This window comes from Embleya scabrispora DSM 41855 (assembly GCF_000372745.1).
Taxonomy (GTDB): domain Bacteria; phylum Actinomycetota; class Actinomycetes; order Streptomycetales; family Streptomycetaceae; genus Embleya; species Embleya scabrispora.
The window spans coordinates 94,981-113,652 of record NZ_KB889666.1 but is presented as its reverse complement, the minus strand read 5'-3'; the positions used below and the strand labels follow the sequence as shown (position 1 = coordinate 113,652).

At 66.7% G+C, this 18,672-nt stretch carries 16 protein-coding genes and 2 pseudogenes; 5 read left to right on the top strand and 13 right to left on the bottom strand.

Annotated features, from left to right (window positions below; translation table 11 throughout):
* Positions 1 to 22: 22 nt before the first annotated feature.
* The 4 genes from A3IC_RS0120705 to A3IC_RS0120690 all read right to left on the bottom strand — a co-directional run bounded on the left by A3IC_RS0120705 (position 23) and on the right by A3IC_RS0120690 (position 4,927).
* Entirely contained in the window at positions 23 to 1,777 is a 1,755-nt protein-coding gene (locus A3IC_RS0120705; RefSeq protein ID WP_245599363.1) for a glycoside hydrolase family 36 protein, read from the bottom strand.
* A 2-nt stretch (positions 1,778 to 1,779) separates the two neighbouring features.
* The gene (locus tag A3IC_RS0120700) at positions 1,780 to 2,643 is read right to left on the bottom strand and encodes a carbohydrate ABC transporter permease (protein ID WP_020551962.1); all 864 of its coding nucleotides are present in this window, start codon (positions 2,641 to 2,643) and stop codon (positions 1,780 to 1,782) included.
* Positions 2,640 to 3,452, bottom strand: a complete 813-nt coding sequence (locus A3IC_RS0120695; protein WP_020551961.1) for a carbohydrate ABC transporter permease — start codon at positions 3,450 to 3,452, stop codon at positions 2,640 to 2,642. The genes A3IC_RS0120700 and A3IC_RS0120695 overlap by 4 nt, the downstream gene beginning before the upstream one ends.
* A gap of 128 nt (positions 3,453 to 3,580) precedes the next feature.
* Positions 3,581 to 4,927 (bottom strand): ABC transporter substrate-binding protein, encoded by a 1,347-nt coding sequence (locus tag A3IC_RS0120690; protein ID WP_020551960.1) that lies wholly within the window; start codon positions 4,925 to 4,927, stop codon positions 3,581 to 3,583.
* Positions 4,928 to 5,045: 118 nt separating this feature from the next.
* Between A3IC_RS0120690 and A3IC_RS0120685 the strand changes: the two genes are divergently transcribed.
* Positions 5,046 to 7,085, top strand: a complete 2,040-nt coding sequence (locus tag A3IC_RS0120685) for a carbohydrate-binding protein (RefSeq protein WP_245599362.1) — start codon at positions 5,046 to 5,048, stop codon at positions 7,083 to 7,085.
* 267 nt (positions 7,086 to 7,352) lie between these two features.
* Here the strand turns inward: A3IC_RS0120685 and larC are convergent, their stop codons facing one another.
* The gene (larC, locus tag A3IC_RS0120680) at positions 7,353 to 8,561 is read right to left on the bottom strand and encodes a nickel pincer cofactor biosynthesis protein LarC (RefSeq protein ID WP_020551958.1); all 1,209 of its coding nucleotides are present in this window, start codon (positions 8,559 to 8,561) and stop codon (positions 7,353 to 7,355) included.
* A 131-nt stretch (positions 8,562 to 8,692) separates the two neighbouring features.
* Between larC and A3IC_RS0120675 the strand changes: the two genes are divergently transcribed.
* The 4 genes and pseudogenes from A3IC_RS0120675 to A3IC_RS70145 all read left to right on the top strand — a co-directional run bounded on the left by A3IC_RS0120675 (position 8,693) and on the right by A3IC_RS70145 (position 10,617).
* Complete coding sequence (locus A3IC_RS0120675; RefSeq protein WP_052173655.1) at positions 8,693 to 9,712, top strand: NAD(P)/FAD-dependent oxidoreductase; 1,020 nt, start codon at positions 8,693 to 8,695, stop codon at positions 9,710 to 9,712.
* 14 nt (positions 9,713 to 9,726) lie between these two features.
* Positions 9,727 to 10,047: a ferredoxin gene (fdxA, locus tag A3IC_RS0120670; protein ID WP_026218516.1), complete on the top strand. Its 321-nt coding sequence runs from the start codon at positions 9,727 to 9,729 to the stop codon at positions 10,045 to 10,047.
* Positions 10,044 to 10,109, top strand: a pseudogene (locus tag A3IC_RS73565) (hypothetical protein); the annotation flags it as partial. The gene fdxA and the pseudogene A3IC_RS73565, both read left to right, overlap by 4 nt.
* 40 nt (positions 10,110 to 10,149) lie before the next feature.
* Complete coding sequence (locus tag A3IC_RS70145; RefSeq protein ID WP_020551955.1) at positions 10,150 to 10,617, top strand: DUF6228 family protein; 468 nt, start codon at positions 10,150 to 10,152, stop codon at positions 10,615 to 10,617.
* Between the two features lie 183 nt (positions 10,618 to 10,800).
* On the opposite strand, the pseudogene A3IC_RS72600 reads toward A3IC_RS70145, so the two are convergent.
* The 8 genes and pseudogenes from A3IC_RS72600 to A3IC_RS0120625 form a co-directional block, all read right to left on the bottom strand.
* Positions 10,801 to 10,908: pseudogene (locus tag A3IC_RS72600) on the bottom strand (cutinase family protein); the annotation flags it as partial.
* A 76-nt stretch (positions 10,909 to 10,984) separates the two neighbouring features.
* Entirely contained in the window at positions 10,985 to 12,229 is a 1,245-nt protein-coding gene (locus A3IC_RS0120660; RefSeq protein WP_020551954.1) for a phenylacetate--CoA ligase family protein, read from the bottom strand.
* Positions 12,226 to 12,852, bottom strand: a complete 627-nt coding sequence (locus A3IC_RS55580) for an acetate--CoA ligase family protein (protein WP_052173653.1) — start codon at positions 12,850 to 12,852, stop codon at positions 12,226 to 12,228. Before A3IC_RS55580 ends, A3IC_RS0120660 begins: the two co-directional genes overlap by 4 nt.
* Positions 12,849 to 14,138, bottom strand: a complete 1,290-nt coding sequence (locus A3IC_RS0120650) for a CoA-binding protein (protein ID WP_158696030.1) — start codon at positions 14,136 to 14,138, stop codon at positions 12,849 to 12,851. Before A3IC_RS0120650 ends, A3IC_RS55580 begins: the two co-directional genes overlap by 4 nt.
* A gap of 41 nt (positions 14,139 to 14,179) precedes the next feature.
* The gene (locus A3IC_RS0120645) at positions 14,180 to 15,397 is read right to left on the bottom strand and encodes a cytochrome P450 (protein WP_040876914.1); all 1,218 of its coding nucleotides are present in this window, start codon (positions 15,395 to 15,397) and stop codon (positions 14,180 to 14,182) included.
* Positions 15,398 to 15,479: 82 nt separating this feature from the next.
* The gene (locus tag A3IC_RS0120640) at positions 15,480 to 16,904 is read right to left on the bottom strand and encodes a lactate racemase domain-containing protein (protein WP_245599361.1); all 1,425 of its coding nucleotides are present in this window, start codon (positions 16,902 to 16,904) and stop codon (positions 15,480 to 15,482) included.
* A gap of 71 nt (positions 16,905 to 16,975) precedes the next feature.
* A complete protein-coding gene (locus tag A3IC_RS0120630; RefSeq protein ID WP_020551948.1) occupies positions 16,976 to 17,788 on the bottom strand; it encodes an alpha/beta fold hydrolase in 813 nt (270 codons plus the stop codon).
* Positions 17,785 to 18,651: an alpha/beta fold hydrolase gene (locus A3IC_RS0120625; protein WP_020551947.1), complete on the bottom strand. Its 867-nt coding sequence runs from the start codon at positions 18,649 to 18,651 to the stop codon at positions 17,785 to 17,787. The genes A3IC_RS0120630 and A3IC_RS0120625 overlap by 4 nt, the downstream gene beginning before the upstream one ends.
* Positions 18,652 to 18,672: the final 21 nt, after the last annotated feature.

Sequence of the window (18,672 nt, the reverse complement as noted above, 5' to 3'; positions counted from 1 at the left end):
TCCAGGTGGTTGATCGTGCCGTTCAGGTGCTGCTCCGAAAACGGACCAGTCCCATTCTCGGAACCGGCAGCCTGTGCAGACCGGGCAGGAGAGAGATCCGGGACTGTCTGGTCATCCGACCGGTGGGAGCGTGCACCTCGATGTCCACTGTCGCTCCGCCGTCCCGCACGTCCAGAACAACATTGTCTGCGGATGTCGCATTGACCAGTACGGTCTCCGAGAAGACGGTGGGCCGGAGGGGGACGGTCCGCTCGCTGTACACGCTGAGCACGCACCGGCCGTCTGCCACGGCTTCGACCAGCGAGTACAGGTCGTCGGGACGGCCGGGCTCGACGATCCCGTCGAGCAGCTGCGGCCGCAGACGCTGCCACTCGGCCAGCCAGAAGCGCGTGGTCTCGAGCTGCTCCTGGGTCAGCGTGTCGAGTCTGACGGAGATCTGGGGCACCGAGTGCAGCGTACCGATGAGCTGCCGCGCCGCCGCCTCGGCCGACGCCGAGGTGTCCCACAGCAGCATGTCGGAGTGGACCGCGCCTCCCACGGCCAGCAGCGAGGTGTCGATGGTGCGCACCCGGTTGGCTGTCGCGTCGGCGGGGCAGTCGATGGATCTCAGCATGTTCCCGAAGGCGGCCATGCCGGGGCCGACATATGGCTGACGGAGTTCGAGCAGCACGTCGGGGCGTACGGCTTCCAGCGCGGATCGCAGCTCGGTGAGCAGCTCGGTGAGCGCGTGCCCGATGTCACCGCGGCCGTCACCGGCATAGACCATGGCTTCGTTCAGGAAGTCGACCTTGAGGCCGTCCAGGCCGTAGTCGTTCACCAGGGACACGCACATGCGAACGACGTGGGCGCGTACTTCCGGTCGACGCGGGTCGAGCACCTGAGCTCCGGGCACCCTGGCAGCGGCCGGTGCGAAAACCGCCCACTCCTTGTAGCACATCGCGAGTGGGCCGAGGAGAAACGGGGCAATCCATGCCATGTATCGAATTCCCCCCTCGCGGACGCGCGCCACGTGCCCGGCGAAGTCGGGAAACTTGTCGGGGTCGGGAACCCAGTCGCCGCACCCCGCGTACCCCCGGCCGCTTCCCAGGCTCTGCCAGCCGTCGTCGAGGATGAGGACGCCGCAGCCCAGGCCCGCGGCCAGATCTGCCTGTGTTTCGACCGCGGCGGCGTTCACCTGCTGGTTGAAGGCGTACCAGGTGGAGTAGACGGGGACGCGTGCGGACTCCGGGACGGGCATGGCCGGCACTTCGGCCGCAAACCAGTTACGCAGCATACGCATTGCGGCGGCGACCGACTCGGCACGCGGTACGAAGAGCAGTTGACGGGCAGCGGGAGCCGCCGGCAGGTCCAGATGCACGACGTAGGTGTCCTGCTCCTCGGACACCCCGAAGCGCAGGGTCACTTCCGACACCGGGTCGGCCGCGGCGAATGTGAGCATGGTCGCGCCGGCGTAGTCGTAGAGGCACCCGGCGGCGAGCCCGTCGACGAGGCTGACACTGGCCCGGCCTTCCCAGTCCGCCACCAGCGTCCTGTTCCAATCGGCCTGGGGGTGCCAGTAGCCGGCCGCGTCGCCCAGCGGGACGGACAGCCGGATCGTGACCGGCATGCCCGGCGCGTCGACGCTCAGCATCTTCAGCCCGCCGGGAAGTTCGGACAGGGTCCATGCCGCCTCGGTGCCGGAGGCCAGGACGGCGACGTGCACGGTGTCGAGAAGCGGGTGATACGACGTCTGGACCAGCTCGGCGGTGGTGACGGCTTCGTGGGACAGGATGCTCACATTCACTCCTTGACGGCCCCGGCGAGCAGGCCGGAGACAAAGTGGCGCTGGAGGGCCAGGAAGACGATGACCATGGGGATCGAGGCGACGGCTGTCCCGGTGAAAAGTGCTCCGTAGTCGGTGTCATCCACGCCCTGCAGCGAGGCGAGCGCCACGGGGATGGTGAAGGAGGTGTTGTCTCGCAGCACGATCAGCGGCCATATGAAGTCGTTCCACTGGTAGAGGAACAGGAAGATCCCCAGTGCCGCGAGCGCCGGTTTCATGGGAGGCAGGGCCACCTTCCAGAAGAGCCGGAACTCTCCGCAGCCGTCCATCCGGCCCGCATCCAGCAATTCGTCGGGGAGGGCCGCCATCGACTGGCGCATGAGGAAGATCCCGAAGGGCAGTGCAAGATTGGGCATGATGACGGCCTGGTAGGTGTCGAGCCACTGCAGCTCGGCCATCATCTTGAACAACGGCACCAGGGTGACCTGGGTGGGGATGACAAGTCCCAGCATGAGCACGCCGAACAGCGGATCACGCCCCTTGAAGCGGTACTTGGCGAATGCGTAGCCGGCCAGCGTGCAGACCGCTCCGGCGCAGATGGTGTAAATGGCGGCGATGAGAGCCGAGTTGAGCACGACCCTGCCGAAGGATGCCGTCTCCTGGAGGCTCGCGAGGTTTTCTCCCAGGTGCCCGCCGGGCAGCAGCGGCGGCGGCGAGCCGAAAATGTCGTCGGAGCTGTGCGTGCCGGCGATGACGAGCCAGTAGAACGGGATGGCGACGGCCGCGAGAGCGATGGCGAGGCCGGACGTCAGCAGGATGCTGTTGCGGCGCCGGGATACAGGAGCGCCGAGGTGGCTGAACCCTGTGGAACGGCTCTTCATGGTCTGTCTCCCAGGACACGGAATTGGATCAGCCCGAGGACTCCGATCACAACCGCCAGGGCGTAGGCGATGGCCGAGGCATAGCCGAAGTCGAAGTACATGAAGGCGTTTTGGTACAGGTACACACCGATGGTGAGCGTCGCGTTGTCCGGACCGCCCTGTGTCAGGATGTAGGGCTCGTCGAAGATCTGCAGGGTGCCGATGGTGGAAAGCACCGTGGTCAGCAGGATCGCCGGCCGCAGGCCGGGCAGTGTCACGTGGCGAAACGTCCCCCAGGCTCCCGCACCGTCGACTGCGGCGGCGTCGTAGAGCTCCGAGGGAATCGTCTGAAGTCTCGCCAGCAGGATGACGGCGTTGTATCCGGTGTAGTGCCAGGTGAGCACCAGACCGAGCGAGATCTTCGCCCAGAGCGGGTCGGTCAGCCAGGGCACCTCGCCGATCCCGACGAGCCCGAGAAGCCAGTTGACCAGGCCGGACTTCTCATTGAGGAGCACGGAGAAGATGACTCCGTAGGCCACCAGGCCGGTGACCATCGGGAGGAAGAAGCCGAGGCGGAAGACCGAACGTGCCCGCAGAGTCGCAGAGTTGAAGGCGAGGGCGAGTCCCGTGGCCAGCGCCAGCATGAGAGGGACCTGGATCACCAGGATGACGCAGGTGTTCTCCAGTGCGGTCCAAAAGAGCGGATCATGCAGGAGCCGTCTGTAGTTGTCCGCTCCGACGAAGGTGTCGACGCCCCCGACCCTCCTGTGCAGGCTGAGGACGAAGGACCAGCCGATGGGATAGAGCTTGAAGGCGGCGAAGAGGAGCACTGCAGGCATGACGAACCCGTACGGCGCGACGCGACGTGCGGTCAGCCGTGGTGACGGCGGGCTCTGCGTACGCCGCCGGATCCGAGCCGGTTCCTGCGGGGGGCGCGGCTTTGCGCCGACGGTGGTCGTCACAGGACCTTGCGTCCCGTCTGCTCTGCCAGCTGCTCGGCGGCCTTCTGGAGTGCCGAGGCAGGATCGGCTCCCTTGAGGAGAACCTTCGTCTGGGCGTCGGCGACGACCTTGAGCGCACGGGCGTAGTCGGGGCTGTAGTTGAAAGCGGGCGAGGGAGCCTTGAGAGCCTCCAGGAAGACCTCTCCCTTCTTCTGGCCGCGGAAGAACTCCGACGGTGTATGGAAGACGAGGTCGTCATAGGCCGTCATCAGGGCGGGGGCGATGCCCTTCCCCTTGTAGATCCGGACCTGCGACTCCGGCCGGGTGAGAACGAATTCGACGAACTTCCAGGCCGCGGCCTGTTGCTTGCTGCTTCCCGCGATGGCGAGGTGTGTGGAGTTCACCGTCGTGGCCTGCGTGCCTCCGCGGCTGACGGCAGGCGGTAGACGTACGCCCCATTTTCCGGCCTCCCCAGGAACCGTCTCCTCGATGATGCCGCCGAACCAGGTCGGCCACGGCAGGACCGCCGCTGTGCCCTTCTTGATCGAGCTGATCAGGGCGTTCCACCCGCCGGCGAGGTCGCTCACCAGTCCCGCGTCGTTGAGCTCCTTGATGATCGTCATGGCCTTCACGGCCGCGGGCGAGGCGAGAGTGATGTCGCCGTCGAGGTTGAAGTAGAAGGCCCCCTGCAGCTGGAGCAGCATCTGGAAGAAGTTCGCGGCGTCCGCCTGAGAGGCGGGCTTGTCGATGCCGAGCAGGTACTTGCCGGTCTTCTGCTTGATCTTCTTTCCCGCTTCGAGCGTGTCGTCCCAGGTTTCGAGGGCGGCGGCGTCCACCCCCGACTCCTCGAAGATGTCGGCACGGTAGTAGAACCCGGCCGAGTTGGCCTCCCAGGGCAGGGCGCTGACCCGGTCGCCCTTCGGGGCCACCGTCTGCCACAAGCCCTGCGCGAAGGAGTCCTTGTAGTCGGTGGCGCCGAGCTTGCCGAGGTCCGCGAGGCCGTCCGGGAACTTCTCGACGTATCCGGGAAGGTAGTCGACGCCGATGTGGAGCACATCGGCGAGACCCGCGCCGCCGGCCGCCATGGCCGTGGTGATCTTGTTCCAGATGGCCGGGTTGCCGATGTCCTGGACGTTTATCTTGATGTCCGGGTACCGCTTGTTGAAGTCGGGGACGAGGGCTCTGAGTTCTGCGGCCGGGCCCGCCCAGCTCCAGACCGATATGTCACCCTTCCTGCCATCCCCGGCGGATCCGGAACCGGCCCCGGCGCTGCCTGTGCCGGAGCACGCGGTGAGGCCGGCCAGGCCGGCACCTGCGGCGAGGGCCCCACCGATTCCGAGGACCTTGCGACGACTGACGTTCATGACCGGACCACCTTTGTTCGCGAAATCACGCCCGCGTCTGACAGACCGGGAAGCTAGCAACCGGCCACCCTGCTTGCAAGATTTCGTTGAAAATTTTCTGTCGCAACTGTCAACTGAAATGCGCAAGAGTCTTGCGAGCGGCCGGAAACCGTGGCTAGTTTCGAGCTGCCCTCACCCATCGATCCAGCCTGGAGCCGCCATGAGATCCTCCCGACCTGCGCGCCTTGCATTGACCGCCGCACTCGCGACGCTCGCGCCCCTCGCTCCCCTGCCCCTCGGCGACTCGGCCGCCGCTGCGGCACCGCCACTCCTCACCGTGATAAATCCCGGCTTCGAACAGGACGCCACTGGCTGGAACTTCACCCCCGGCACCGGTGTCGCCACCAACCGCCCGCACGGCGGCGCAAAGCTGATCTACCTCGACGCGGGGGCGGGCAAGAAGGTCTCCCAGACGAAGACGGTGTCCGCCACGGGTTCCTATGACTTCTCGGCCTGGATCGCCGCGGGCGGAACGGGCGGGACGTTCGTCGTACGCGTCAACGGGAGCCCGGTCGGGGCGGTGGCCCTGCCCAGCCGCTCCGGCTACGCGCGGTACACAGTAAGCCGGGTGGCGCTCAGATCCGGTGACACACTGGAGATCGCCTTCGAGTCCGGCGACGGGTGGATCAACGCCGACGACGTCATGGTCTCGCCGGCAGCCCCCGCCGACCCGGTCGTCACCTCGTCCAACCCGAAGATCGTCGAGATCTTCGACTGGTCGAAGCACAAGGCGAACAGCTGGGTCCAGCTGAGCGGCACCGAGGGCAGACTCAACGTCGACGAGGGCAACCCCTCCGGCACCGCGTCGGGTGTCTATGCCCCCTCGTACTGGGCCGGATACTCGCACCGCAGCGGCTACTACTCACGCGACATGGTCCACCAGGTGGCCGGCGCCGCCGTCCTCGGACTGAACCGCGAGAACAAGACGATGCTGCGTTCCTTCGCCGCCTCCGCGACGGCCGAGCACAAGTACTTCCCCGTATGGGCGTTCAACTTCGACGCCAAGACCTACCTCTCGATCGACTACAAAAGCCCGACCAACTACGTCCGGGAGGTCCCCGCGGCGTTCGAACTGGTGGAGAAGGCCAACGAGGCATACCGCTGGAGCGGGGACTGCGCGTACATCGACGACGCGGCGTTCTGGAACTTCTACCGGCACGCCACCGATGAATTCATCAACCTGCACGACGGTGCGAAGCCGAACAGCGTCGCCGAGGGCACGGGGAACGGCATCTTCGCCGGCTCGGCCAGCTACAACGAAGCCGACGACGAGCACCTCGCGGAGGCGGGCGACGCGATCGGCTCCCAGTACCAGGCCTACCTCGCCATGTCGGCACTCGCCGCCGACAAGGGAGACAAGGAGCTCGCCACCCGGTTCAGCCAGAAGGCCGCCGATCTGAAGTCGTACTTCAACTCGACCTGGAGCGGCAACGGTTCAGGCAGCCAGATGGTTCGGGGATACACCGTCGACGGCCAGGCGCTCACCGGCTGGGGCAAGGAGAACAGCTGGTTCATGCCCATGAAGCAGATCATCGCTCCGGGCGCACGCAACAGCGCCTATCTCGACTTCATCGACCAGCAGGCCGGCGGCAGCGGCGTCCCGGACAACATCGAGGCCATCACCTATCTGCCCGACACGTTCTTCGCCCATGAGCGGAACGACACCGCCTGGAAGTGGATGCAGCAGGTCTACGATCGGCGGGACGAACAGCACCCTGTCAGCAAGCAGGGCACCAACGGCGACTACCCCGAGGTGTCGTACACCTTGGTGAGCCAGACAGTGGAGGGCCTCATGGGCGTCGCCCCCAATGCTCCCAGCCGTACGCTGACCACGCAGTCGCGTCTGCCGACCGGTACTGACTGGCTTCAGATCAAGGACATGCGCATCGGCCGGAACACCTTCGCCCTACGCCATGATGGCGCCACGAAGTCGACGCTCACAAACAGCGCAGGCCCCGACAAGTACACCTGGGAAGCGCGGTTCCGTGGCGACCACGACACCATCGAGGTGAACGGCAAGCCGCACAAGGCCAGTACGAAAGTGGTGAACGGTGTGACCTATGCCTACGTCACCGTGACCATCGCCCCCGGAGCGGCTGCGACTGCCAAGGTCCGCTGATGCCCTGCCAATCACGGTGACGACCGGCCCGGTGGTCGCCGGGTCCACCGCGAACCGGACCAGCAGCGCCTCCCGACACACGGTGCAGTCGTCGAGGACCGCGTCGTACAACCGCGCCACCAACGCGTGGTCGGCATCGCCTGGGTCCATGAAGCACATCGCGGAGGGCGCGAACAGGTGTGTTGTCGAACCCTTCGATGCTCTCCCGCGCAGCCGGACATTGCCTGCCGTGGTGGCTGTTCTGTGGGCGGGAAGGAATGCGAACGCCTACGACGCCGTCCAAGACTCGCCCGCGACCAGCCCCGCAGCGTGCGCCGCCGCGCCGGCCTCGGCGAGGACCCGCGACACCGGCACACCTGCGGACCGGGCGGTTGCGGCGACATCGTCGAATTCCGGCATGGCGTTGATGATCCGCCCGTTCCGTAGGGCGATCTTGATGCGAATCCGGCTGTTCCGCACCGACACCTGGCTTACGGCGCGTGGAAGGGCGAACTTGTCAACGGCCCGCTGACGCAGCCCGATTGTGGTGGTGTGAGTGAACATGACCTCGCGAAGCGCCGTGGCCGACGCTGCCGAACACAGGACGTGCAAGGTGTGTGCCGGGCGGCCCTTCTTCATGAGGATCGGGACCAGCCACGCGTCGTCGGCACCCAGGTCGAGCAGATCCTTGAGCAACGTCGGCCAAACGCGTGGGTCGAGGTCGTCGACGTTGCTCTCGAGCACGACGGCGGCCTGCGACTCGGGCGGCACGGCGGGGCTTCCGAGTACGACACGCACCACATTGGCCCGCTCTGCAGGGTCTCGCGTGCCGGCACCCACCCCCACGGCGCGGATGGTCATGTCGGGCAGCACCCTCTGCGCCGCGAGAGCGGTGAGCAACGCCACGCCGGTAGGTGTGGCGAGTTCCCCCTCCCCGCCGGCACGCACCGACCACCCACAGGTCAGATCCAGCACCGCGGGCGTCGGCACGGGGAGGTCCCCATGACTACCGTGCACGCGGCCCGATCCGAGGGCGATCGTTCCCACACGTAGATCACCCACGTCGAGATCGTGCAGCGCTGCGCACACACCAACGACGTCAGCCACCGAGTCGAGTGCGCCCGTTTCGTGGAAGTGGGCATCCTCCGGCGATACACCGTGCACCCGGGCTTCCGATTCGGCGAGTCGCGTGAACACGCGAAGGGCGGCAGCGCGTACCGGACCGGCGAGGGGAGCGGCGTTCAGTCGCCGTCGCAGCGACCGCCAGGTGTGATACCCCGGCTCCGTCGACGAGATCTGTGGTCTGAGGTAAAGCGCACGCAGCCCTGCACGTGATACCTCCTCGACCGTCAGATCTATCGCAGCGGGGACGACGGCGTCGACGGCTCCCTGTACGGCGGTCAGGTCGGCGCCGGCATCGAGCAGCGCGGCGAGAAGCATGTCGCCCGCGACGCCGGCGGACGCGTCCACCCAGGCGGTTACCTCCTGGTTTCCCACTGTGAACGCTCCTTGGTCTAGTGGCCCTGCCACGACATGCTGGCAGATCGCGTCGGCCGGGCGGGCTGAGCGAGTCTGGTGAGCGGAACGATTCCGTTGTTTCCACGGCGTGCTGTTCCTACCGTCGCCGCATGACCACGCCAGGCAGTGAAAACACCACAGACGAATCCCGTGTGGAGGTCGACATCCTGCTTGTCGGGGCAGGGCCGACCGGTCTCTACGGCGCCTACTACGCGGGGTTCCGCGGATTGCGGACCGCGGTTGTCGATGCTCTGCCCCAGGTGGGCGGACAGGTGATGGCCATGTATCCGGAGAAACCAATCTTCGACATCGCCGGCCTGCCCGCAGTCAAGGGCCGCACCCTGGTCGACAACCTCGTGGCCCAGGCCGCGCCGTTCGAACCGCTGTACCTGCTCGGCCGGCAAGCCACCACACTGCACTACGAGGAGGATCGCCTGATCGTCCGCACGACGAACGGTCTTGAGATCCGGACCCGCGCCGTCATCATCACCGGCGGCCTCGGCACATTCACGCCGAGACCGATGACCGTCGCGGAACGCTACGAGGGCAGCGGCCTCGTCTATTTTGTCCGTCGGCCCGAGGACTACCAGGACCGGGATGTCGTCATCGTCGGTGGGGGCGACAGCGCCTTCGACTGGGCGGCGACGCTCGAGCCACTTGCCCGCTCGGTCACCCTGGTGCACCGTCGCGACCGTTTCCGCGCCCACCGGGCCACGGTCGACGCGGTGCGCACCAGCAGCGTGCGGCTGCTCGTCAACTGCGAGGTCACCGAAGTACTCGGAGACTCATCGATCGAGGAGATACGGGTGAAGAACGTGCAGGACGGCACCGTGCACGACATCCGCGCGCAGGTGCTTGTCGCCTCACTTGGATTCACCGCGGATCTCGGTCCCCTCGGCGAGTGGGGCCTGACGATGAACGCCCGTCACCTGATCGTCGACACGCGTATGGCAACGAACCGACCGCGAGTGTACGCAGCCGGTGACATCACCGAGTACGTGGGCAAGGTTCGGCTGATCTCGGTGGGATTCGGGGAGGCGGCCACTGCTGTGAACAACGCCGCGACGGAAATCGACCCCCAAGCCGACCTGTTCCCCGGCCATTCCACGGACAGCCTCGTCCACAATTAAGGAGACCCGAGTTCATGGCGTACGTTATAGGCGCGGCATGTATCGATGTGATGGACCGCTCGTGCATGGAGGAGTGCCCGGTCGACTGCATCTACGAAGGCGACCGCAAGTTGTACATTCATCCTGATGAGTGCATCGATTGCGGCGCGTGTGAACTGGCATGCCCTACAGAGGCGATTGTCTCCGACCGCCAGGCCGACGCCGTCCACAAGCAGGACAACCGCCAGTTTTTCCAGATCACACTTCCCGGCCGCGCCGAGCCCCTTGGCTCGCCCGGTGGTTCGAGGAAGATCGGTGTAGTCGGCGTGGACACACCGCCGGTGAGCAGCGTGTGAACCCAGCCGGTCTCGGTGACGTCCTGGCGGAACCGGCGGCCGACTTCCGCGGCTGGGACGGCGAACGCACTTGGCAGACCAACCACTTCAGCCTGAGGGCTGTTGCCCATCGGTGGGCATGTCAGCCTCATCGGGACACTCCGCTCCCGGCTCACCCGAAACGATTCCTGGGAAGCGACCATCACCACTTGGATCGAGGCAGGCGAACAAGCGAAGAACCTCGCCGCCGACGTCCGCGAGTTTCCGCATCCGGAGCGCCGAACCCGCGCGGGCGTCGAGGTGCGGGTGCGCCGACCCGGGCGCAGCGAGCAGGTGCAGCTGATCCTGGTCAACGAGGGCGCCGAGCCGGTCGACCTGACCGTCGCCGACGCGTACCAGCCTGGGCGGACGAAGTCCTACCGGGTGCGGCCCGGCAAGAGCGTCGTGCACAACGCGAAGCTCGACGCCAACAACGGCTGGTACGACCTGACGGTCACCGCCGCGCAGGACACCGCGTACCTGCGCGGCGTCGCGGGCCACGTCGAGACGGGACGCGTCAGCACGAGCGACCCGGCCTTCGGCGCGCGCTGAGCCGCGACTGACGCCAGGGGGCGGGGGCATTATGGCTCCCGCCCCCTGGCGTTGTGGCAGGGAGGTGTCGGGCGAGCGAGGATCCTCCGCGGGCAACCGATCCAGTGACCGGGCAAACCCACAGTCGATCCTCGCGGTGAGGGCGGCGCCGGTGAGGGCGCCGAAGCGGCCGACGCCGACGGAGTTGGTGACGACGTTGGCGCCCTGCGCGTAGCCGACCGCCACGAACTTCTGGTTCGGGCAGGCGGCGGCTTGGGCCTTGATGTGCCGAACGAGGTCCCAGTCGCCGATGGCCGCGGACCAAGGCGTCCACAGTCTTATCTCAAGGTCTCGTCAGATTTCTTGGTGCATTTCCCACCAAGACCGTTCACAACTCACGGCGGTCGATGATGCGTTGGGTCTTGCGTTCGCTGCGTGGCAGGGTGCCGACGGCGACGAGGTCGACGTCCACACGCAGGCCGATCTTCCCGCGTAGCCGCAGGGCCAGTTCCTCGCGCAATCCGGCACGGCCCTCCGCTTCGACCTGCACGGTGATCGAGTCTCGGCCGTCGCTGTCGCGATCGATGAGTGCCCGGAATTCCGAACCGCAGCCGGGCAACTCCGCGAGCACAGTGTCGACCTGGGCAGGCAGGAAGATGACACCGCGCACCTTCACCTGGTCGTCCGAGCGACCGCTGAGCCGACCGATCCGCGGATAGGGGCTGCCGCATGGGCAGGGCTCGTCGTACAGGTACGTCAGGTCGTTGGTGCGGTACCGCACCAACGGTGTGGCTTGCTTGGTAAGCGTCGTGATCACTGCTTCGCCGACGGTTCCCGCCGGAACCGGACGCAGCGTCCGCGGGTCGAGGATCTCTACGTGGAAGTAGTCGCTCCAGACATGTATGCCGGCGTGCTCCCCGCATTCGATGCCTGCGCCGGGGCCCCACAACTCGGTCAGGCCGTAGATGTCGAACGTCTCGATGCCCAGTTGGGACTCGATCGCTCGCCGCGCGGCGTCGCCCCAGCGTTCCGAGCCGATGATGCCGGTCTGCAAGGCCAACCGCGGGCGCAGCCCGCGCTTTTCCACCAGTTCTGCCAGCAGCAGGGCGAAGGAGGAGGTCGCGCAGAGCACAGTACTGCCCATGCTCTGCAGCATCTCCAGTTGCATTTCGGTGTTTCCCGCGCCGGTCGGTACCGACATGGCACCCACGCGCTCGCTGCCGGCCTGGAAGCCCGCGCCCGCCGTCCACAGGCCGTAGCCGACGGCAATCTGTACCCGGTCGCCGCTGTCGACGCCGGCGTAGGAGTAGCAGCGGGCAAACATGGCGGCCCAGTCGTCGATGTCCTTCGCCGTGTATGTGCACACGGTGCGTCGTCCGGTCGTCCCCGAGGACGAGTGCACCCGCACAATGTCGTCGAGCGGGACTGCGGCGTACTCGCTGAACGGGGTCTCCCGGATTTCTTCTTTGGTGGTGAAGGGCAGCCGCTTCAGGTCTTTCGAGGACCTGATGCTCGACGGGTGGACACCCGCGGTATCAAGTTTCGCCCTCAGGAACGGTGAACCGGCATAGGTGCGTTCGAGCGTCGCACGAAGGGCGTCCGGGGCGATCGGCGTGGTTGCGTTCGAGGTCATCGCTTCACCACCAGGGCATCCAGGACGACAAGCCGGCCTTCGCAGACGAGCACGGGATTGCAGTCGATTTCCATCACATCGGGGTCCTGGTCGAGCCGCTGTGCGACGAGACCGACGATGTGTGTCAACGCCGTACGGTCGACGGCCGGGGTTCCGCGGAAGCCTTCGAGAAGGGCTGCGGATCGCAGCCGACGCAGTGCCGCATCGAGTTCACCGGGTTCGGGTGGAGAGAGCAGCACGGCGACATCGTCGAAGACTTCGGCGGCTACGCCTCCGAGGCCGACAGTGATCAAGGGGCCGAAGCTGGTGTCGCGGCTTCCGCCGATGATGAGTTCCAGCTCGCCGTGCAGGCGTTCGGCGACCAGCACGGTCCCGTCCCCTGCCTCGGCGAGCTGCGACCAGCACTGCTGCAGCTCGTCCGGGCTCAGTCCGATCCGCACGAGTCCGGCGTCCGACTTGTGGGCTACCGAGGAAGCCTTCGCCACAACCGGACGGCCGATCGACGTCGCCAGCGCGACGGCTTCCTCCACCGAGGTGGTCAACGCCTCACGAGGAGTGGGCAGGGCGGATCCGAGCAGCTTCTTGCTTTCCCACTCGGACAGGACTGTAGGAACGTTCGTCATGGTTTCACTCCTGCCGCGAAGCCGCGCACGGCCGCCTCGGGTGAGCCGAAGCACGGGATGCCGGCGTGGGACACGGCGGCCTGGACGCGTGGCGTGTCGAGGAGGAATGCAGTGGTGGGCTTGCCTGTCGCGGTGTGTGCGGCAGCGACAGCCTCGCCGAATTCCGGGATGTCCAATCCGCAGTTGATGACCACAACGCCGTCCAGGCTCTCGTCGGTGTAGACCTCGGATATGGCCCCGTGGAAATTCCCAGGTGGGCATTGCGGTGTGAGGTCGACCGGGTTCGCCGTCGCCGCGAAGTCGGGCGCGAAGGCGCGGATCGCAGACTGCCGCTGGTCACTCAACGGCACGAGTTCCAGGCCTGCCGCCTCGGCGGCATCGGCCGCGAGAACGCCCGGGCCTCCCGAGACGGTGATGACGGCGACCCGCCGACCGTGTCGGCGCAGCCGCGGAACCGCGAAAGCGCTGAGGACATCGAAGAACTCGTCGGAGGTGGCGACCGGCACCACTCCGGCACGTGTGAAACCGGCCTCGTAGGCGCGTGCGGTGCCCGCCAGCGAGCCGGTGTGTCCGGAAGCGGCTCGTGCACCGGCCGTGCTGCGGCCACCCTTCAACACGACGATCGGCTTGTGCGGCGTGATCGAGCGCGCTACATCGACGAAGTCCCTCCCGTCACGCAATCCTTCGGAAAAAACGCCGATGACCTGGGTTTCCGGATCGTCCGCCAGCCAGCCGAGAGCTTGTGTGACATCCACATCGGGGGAGTTGCCGAGACTGACGAAGCGGGTGAAGCCCAGCCCTCGGCGGCGTACCTCGGACAGGAACATCCCGCCGAATGCGCCACTTTGGCTTACGAAGCTCACATGGCCCGGCGTTTTCGGTACCGCCCAGAAGTAGGAGCCGTTCAGCCACCGGTCATCGCCCAAGTGGCTGACCACGCCCATACAGTTCGGGCCGACCAGCCGAGCACCGTGCTCGCGGACCAGTGCGGCGATGCGCTCCTGGGCGGCCAGACCGTCCGGACCGGCCTCGCCGAATCCGGAGGACAGCACGACAACGACACGTGCGCCCGCGCCGACGGCGTCCCGGACGGCCTGCTCCGCACCACGGGCCGGAACCGATACCAAGGCGAGGTCGACCGCCTTGGTCAGGGATGGCTGCGCGGGCACGCCGTCGATCGCCGAAGCGGTGGGGTGGATACAGCGAAGGTCGGCGATACCACCGGCGACGTTCGCCAGGAGGGTGTTGCCGAGCTTGGCCGGATCGGAAGCCGACGCGCCGTACACCGCGACACTGCGCGGCGCGAAGAGCGGATCCAGGGTAGCTGTCACAAGGTCACCCGCAGTCGGTTGGGGCCGCGGAAGTCGAGCGTCGGCTGCCACTCGATCTCGTCCTCCGCAAGCTGGAGCTTCGGGAAGCGGGTGAGGATGCGGGGGAGAACCACCTGCATCTCCGCTCGGGCCAGGGTCGCGCCGAGGCAGAAGTGAGCCCCGTGTGCGAAGGCGACGTGCCGGCTCGCCGGTCGGGTGATGTCGAACCGGTCGGGGTCGGGAAAGACGTTCGGGTCACGGTTCGCGGCGCCGAGCATGACGATCAGCGGCTGCCCGGCCTTGAGCGGGACGCCCTGAACCTCGCGATCGCGGTCGGCGATCCGAGCTGCGATCTGGACCGGCCCTTCGAAGCGGAGGACCTCCTCGATCGCGTCATCCAGGAGCGAGAAGTCCTCGGTCAGCATGGCGAGTTGATCCGGATGCCGCAGCAGGGTCAGCAGCGCGTTGCCGAGCAGGTTCGTCGCGGTCTCGTGCCCGGCTGTCATGAGGAAGAGGGAATTGGCGTACAACTCCTCGGTGCTCAGCCGATCACCATCGTCGGACGAAGCGATCATCGCGCTGAGCAGATCGGGTCCCGGCTCGCGCCGCCGCCGCTCCACCAGCCACGCCATCAACTCGCGCATCCGGCCCATGCTGTCATTGGCTCGGTGCGCCAACTGTGGGGTGAGCGAACCCGAGCCGACCACCAGCACGATGTCCAAGGCCCACGACTGGAAGGCCTTGCGGTCGGCTTCCGGGATGCCGAGCAGAGCGGCGACCACCATGGCCGGAAGCGGGTACGTGAGCTCGCGATGAAGGTCGGCGCCTCCCGATCCGCCGAGGTCCGAGAGCAGATCATCGGTCATCCGCTCGATCATGGGGCGGGCCATTTCGACCATGCGGGGAGAGAACGCAGAGGTGAGCAGCTTGCGCAGCCGCCGGTGATCCGCGCGATCGCGGAAGACGACGATGTCACGCAAGGTGCTCTCGAGCAGGTCGTTCTCGGCACGCGCAGCATCGGATAGGGGGCGCAGGATCGCTGAGACTCGGTTCGAACTCAGGTCGCGATCGTAGAGAGCCTCGCGTACATCGACGTATCGGAAAAGGAAACGGCCGGTGGGCTCGCCTGCGTCGGCAGCCGCCCGGATCTCTCGGTAGATCGCGTATGGGTCCGCCAGACCTGCCGGGCTCAGCAGACGCCGCACCACCGATGTAACGGACCAGTCCTCACTCATGCGGCAAGTCTTCGAGCAGGTGTGGAGTGGGTCAACGCGGTCGTTCCGGCGACCGGACCCTGGCCGCAGGCTGTGTCCGAGCTCAGCGGAGCCGGAACAGCACCTCGCCGGCGTTGGGCACCACCAGCGTGTCCGGATCGGCGGCGTAGGTGTCGAGGTCCATCGTCGAAGGATCGAGGTATCCGAGGTTGGCGCGCTGCACCACATCCTCCGGGATGCCGGTCGCCAGCGTGACCTGTAGTCTGCATCGTTCGCCGGTCTCCGCATCCCAACTGCCCGCTCCGCGTAGGTGGGTGGAGTGAGCCAACACCCCCCAATGGAGATGTTTGAATCGATCCCACTGGCCGACGAAGTAGTCGCGGCAGTGGTAACCGATCCGCTCGATCTCCGGATGCATCGCACTGAGCCGGTGCACGTGCGGCGCGTAGAGGATGACCTCGCCGCCGTCGGCGACGACCGGCTCGAGCTTGTAGAAGCCCTTGGCGGCCGTCCAGATGTCGTCGTACTTGGGCGGGATGATCGACAACACGCGCTTCACCGGGGCGTCCAGGTAGCGCACGTGTGTCTCCGCGGCGATCTCCGCGGCAGCCGCCCAGGCGTGCTCGGACGAGCCGAAGGTGACTGCGTGAAGTGCACCACTGCCCGAGCCGACCACCAGGCACAAAGCCGTCTTGGGGGCGCAGATGAGCGACGCCGCCTCGTCGATGAGGGCACGGACCGGAGTGACCGCCCGAGTGCCGATGATGGACGCGCTCGTGATCAACGCGCCCAGCCAGTGCGAGATGTCGATGATGTCCTGGCCCGCCACGCCGGGGAAGAGGTACTTGTTCCCTCCGGAAAAGCCGACGACCTCGTGCGGGAAGACCGGGCCGACGATCAAGGCGACGTCGCTGTCGACGACGACGCGGTTTATCCGGACGTCGACCGGCTCGGACAGAAGGCCACCGGACAGCTCGCTGAGACGTGACCCGGAGATCGTGCCGACCGACACGAACGTCGCAGGATCCCACCACTCATGGTTCAGCACCCTGACACCGGGATACGTTGCGTCGAGTTCCTGCGGCCGGTAGCCGAGGTGGGCCGCGAGGGCGGACTCGCTCATCGGAGCATGGGTACCAAGAGCCACCAGAAAGGTCATCCCGCGCACGCGTTCGACCAGTGCCTCGTGTACGCAGGAGAGAAGGAACGGGAGTGGGCAACTGCGGGTCGCGTCAGGGACGATGACCACCACGTTGCGTCCGTCGAGAGCTTGCCTGTCGAGCGCCGCCCGTATGAAGGCGCGAGCCTCTGCGTCGGCCACACGCTCATGCGGCCCGCCGATCACCCCGACGTCGCCGTCCGGCCCGTTTGGTGAAGGGGACACCCGCGCCATGGAACTCACCATTTTCATCGTCTTGCGAATGTTCTCCGCGCGTAGCGCCGAGGATCTTTGATCCGAGGCGATCGCAGGCGTGAGGATGAAGGGGCAGGCGGGTCGCTCGACCCCTTCATGCTCACGCCCGGACATCTGCGGGCCCGAAGCCGCCGGTCACGCGGCGCCGCAGAGCACGCATGAAGCCGTCGGCAGGGCGACAGCGATCACGCGTCGGTCAGGAAACGGGCTATCAATTCCGCAACCTCGCTGGGATGTTCCTCCATCAGCGGCACCATGCCGCCGTCGACCACCGCGATGTCCGCGCCGGGCAAGTGTGCACGCAGCCTCTGCAGTTCGGGGAACGCGTACGGGTCAGCAGTGGCCCCGATACACAGGACTCGGCAGCCGATCCGCCCGATGCGTTCCTCCATTCGGTAGCGTCCCACCGCCTCGTGGCCGGCTTCCAGGTCGGCCGGGTCATGCACGAGCGCGTCGCGGATGAAGCGGGTGAGCAGGTCCGGCCGCCCAGGCGGGTAGAAGCCTTGTCGCCGACCCCACAGCTCTCCCAGATGAGTTCCGTTCGGATCCACCTCGACAAGGTCGATGGGCGGCAGGTCTTTGCGACGCCGGCGCGCCTCGGCGTCGATGTACGGGGTGGACGAGAGGACGAGCCGCTCCACCCGCTCGGGAGCCGCCGCGGTGACCTCGACCGCGATGACACCGCCGGTGTGGTGCCCGACGAGTGCGGCACGCGGCAGACCCAGGGCGTCGAAGAAGGCAAGCACCGCCGCCGCATACGTTTCGATGCTGTGATCCACGACGGGAGCGGAGGCCCCGAAGCCGATGGTGTCCATCGCGATGGCTCGGTGGGTGTGTCCGAGCGGTGACAGTACCTCGCGATACTCGTCCCACGACCGCGGCGTCTGATGCAGCAACACCACAGGCGGGCCCGAGCCGCACTCGGCGTAGTGAACCTGGCCGAACGCGGTATCGGCGTATCCGCGTCGGATCGCGAGGGAACCCGGGTCCGCCGTCACTGCTCTTTCACCACGTGGGCGAGAAACTCCAGGCTCAACGCGTTGTAGCGGTCGGCCTGCTCGTGCTGCGGCCAGTGTCCGCACTCGGGGAAGACCTCAAGCCTCGCTCCCGGGATGGCCTCGGCGATCGCGGTGGCCTCCGGCACCGCGCCGAACGGATTCTTGTTGCCCCACACGACGAGGGTCGGCGTGCTGATCCGCTGCATCCGGTCGGGACGCAGGAGATTGCGCTCGCGTGCCTGGGGTTCCTGAAGGGAGAGGAGGTTGTGCAGGTTCTTCTGGAACTCGGGGCGATGGTAGATCGCGTAGCGGATGTCGGTGAGTTCCTCTCCGAACTCCTCGTCCCATTCCGCCCACAGCAGTTGCAGCCGCTGCCTGGTGAGGTTGCGGTCCTCTCCCAGTGCCGCGGCCGTCGTGGATATCTTCAGTCGCTCCATCACCTGGGGATTGATCTTGGTGCCGCCCATGCACAGCAACTGCAGCGAGGCCACTCGATCGGGGTGCTCGCTCGCCAGCCAGGATGCCACCCATCCGCCGAGCGACTCGCCGACGAGGTGGGCACGCTGAGCGCCGACGGCGTCGAGGTAGTCGAGCAGGTGCTTGACGTAGTGGGGGATATCGTATGGATGCTTGGGCTTGTCGGTGAAGCCGTGCCCGAGCATGTCGATGGCGTGGCAGCGATAGTGCTGCGCGTGCGCCGGAAGATTGCGTACGAAGGCCTCGAGGTGCCCGCTGGTGCCGTGGAGGAACACAACGTGTTCGGCGTCTTCGGGGCCGGCTTGAACGGAGCGAGTCCGGATTCCGGCAGCGTCGATGTAGGCGTGCCGGTAGTCCAGCTCTGCCAGTGCAGTCCACACGCTCATGTGCCTGACCTCTTTCTCGTA

Excerpts from the sequence above, each read along its gene's own strand:
- A3IC_RS0120700 (WP_020551962.1), bottom strand. The coding sequence starts at position 2,643 with ATGAAGAGCCGTTCCACAGGGTTCAGCCACCTCGGCGCTCCTGTATCC.
- A3IC_RS0120690 (WP_020551960.1), bottom strand. The coding sequence starts at position 4,927 with ATGAACGTCAGTCGTCGCAAGGTCCTCGGAATCGGTGGGGCCCTCGCC.
- A3IC_RS0120685 (WP_245599362.1), top strand. The coding sequence starts at position 5,046 with ATGCGCAAGAGTCTTGCGAGCGGCCGGAAACCGTGGCTAGTTTCGAGC.
- A3IC_RS0120675 (WP_052173655.1), top strand. The coding sequence starts at position 8,693 with ATGACCACGCCAGGCAGTGAAAACACCACAGACGAATCCCGTGTGGAG.
- fdxA (WP_026218516.1), top strand. The coding sequence starts at position 9,727 with ATGGCGTACGTTATAGGCGCGGCATGTATCGATGTGATGGACCGCTCG.
- A3IC_RS0120660 (WP_020551954.1), bottom strand. The coding sequence starts at position 12,229 with ATGACCTCGAACGCAACCACGCCGATCGCCCCGGACGCCCTTCGTGCG.
- A3IC_RS55580 (WP_052173653.1), bottom strand. The coding sequence starts at position 12,852 with ATGACGAACGTTCCTACAGTCCTGTCCGAGTGGGAAAGCAAGAAGCTG.
- A3IC_RS0120645 (WP_040876914.1), bottom strand. The coding sequence starts at position 15,397 with ATGAGTGAGGACTGGTCCGTTACATCGGTGGTGCGGCGTCTGCTGAGC.
- A3IC_RS0120640 (WP_245599361.1), bottom strand. The coding sequence starts at position 16,904 with ATGTCCGGGCGTGAGCATGAAGGGGTCGAGCGACCCGCCTGCCCCTTC.
- A3IC_RS0120625 (WP_020551947.1), bottom strand. The coding sequence starts at position 18,651 with ATGAGCGTGTGGACTGCACTGGCAGAGCTGGACTACCGGCACGCCTAC.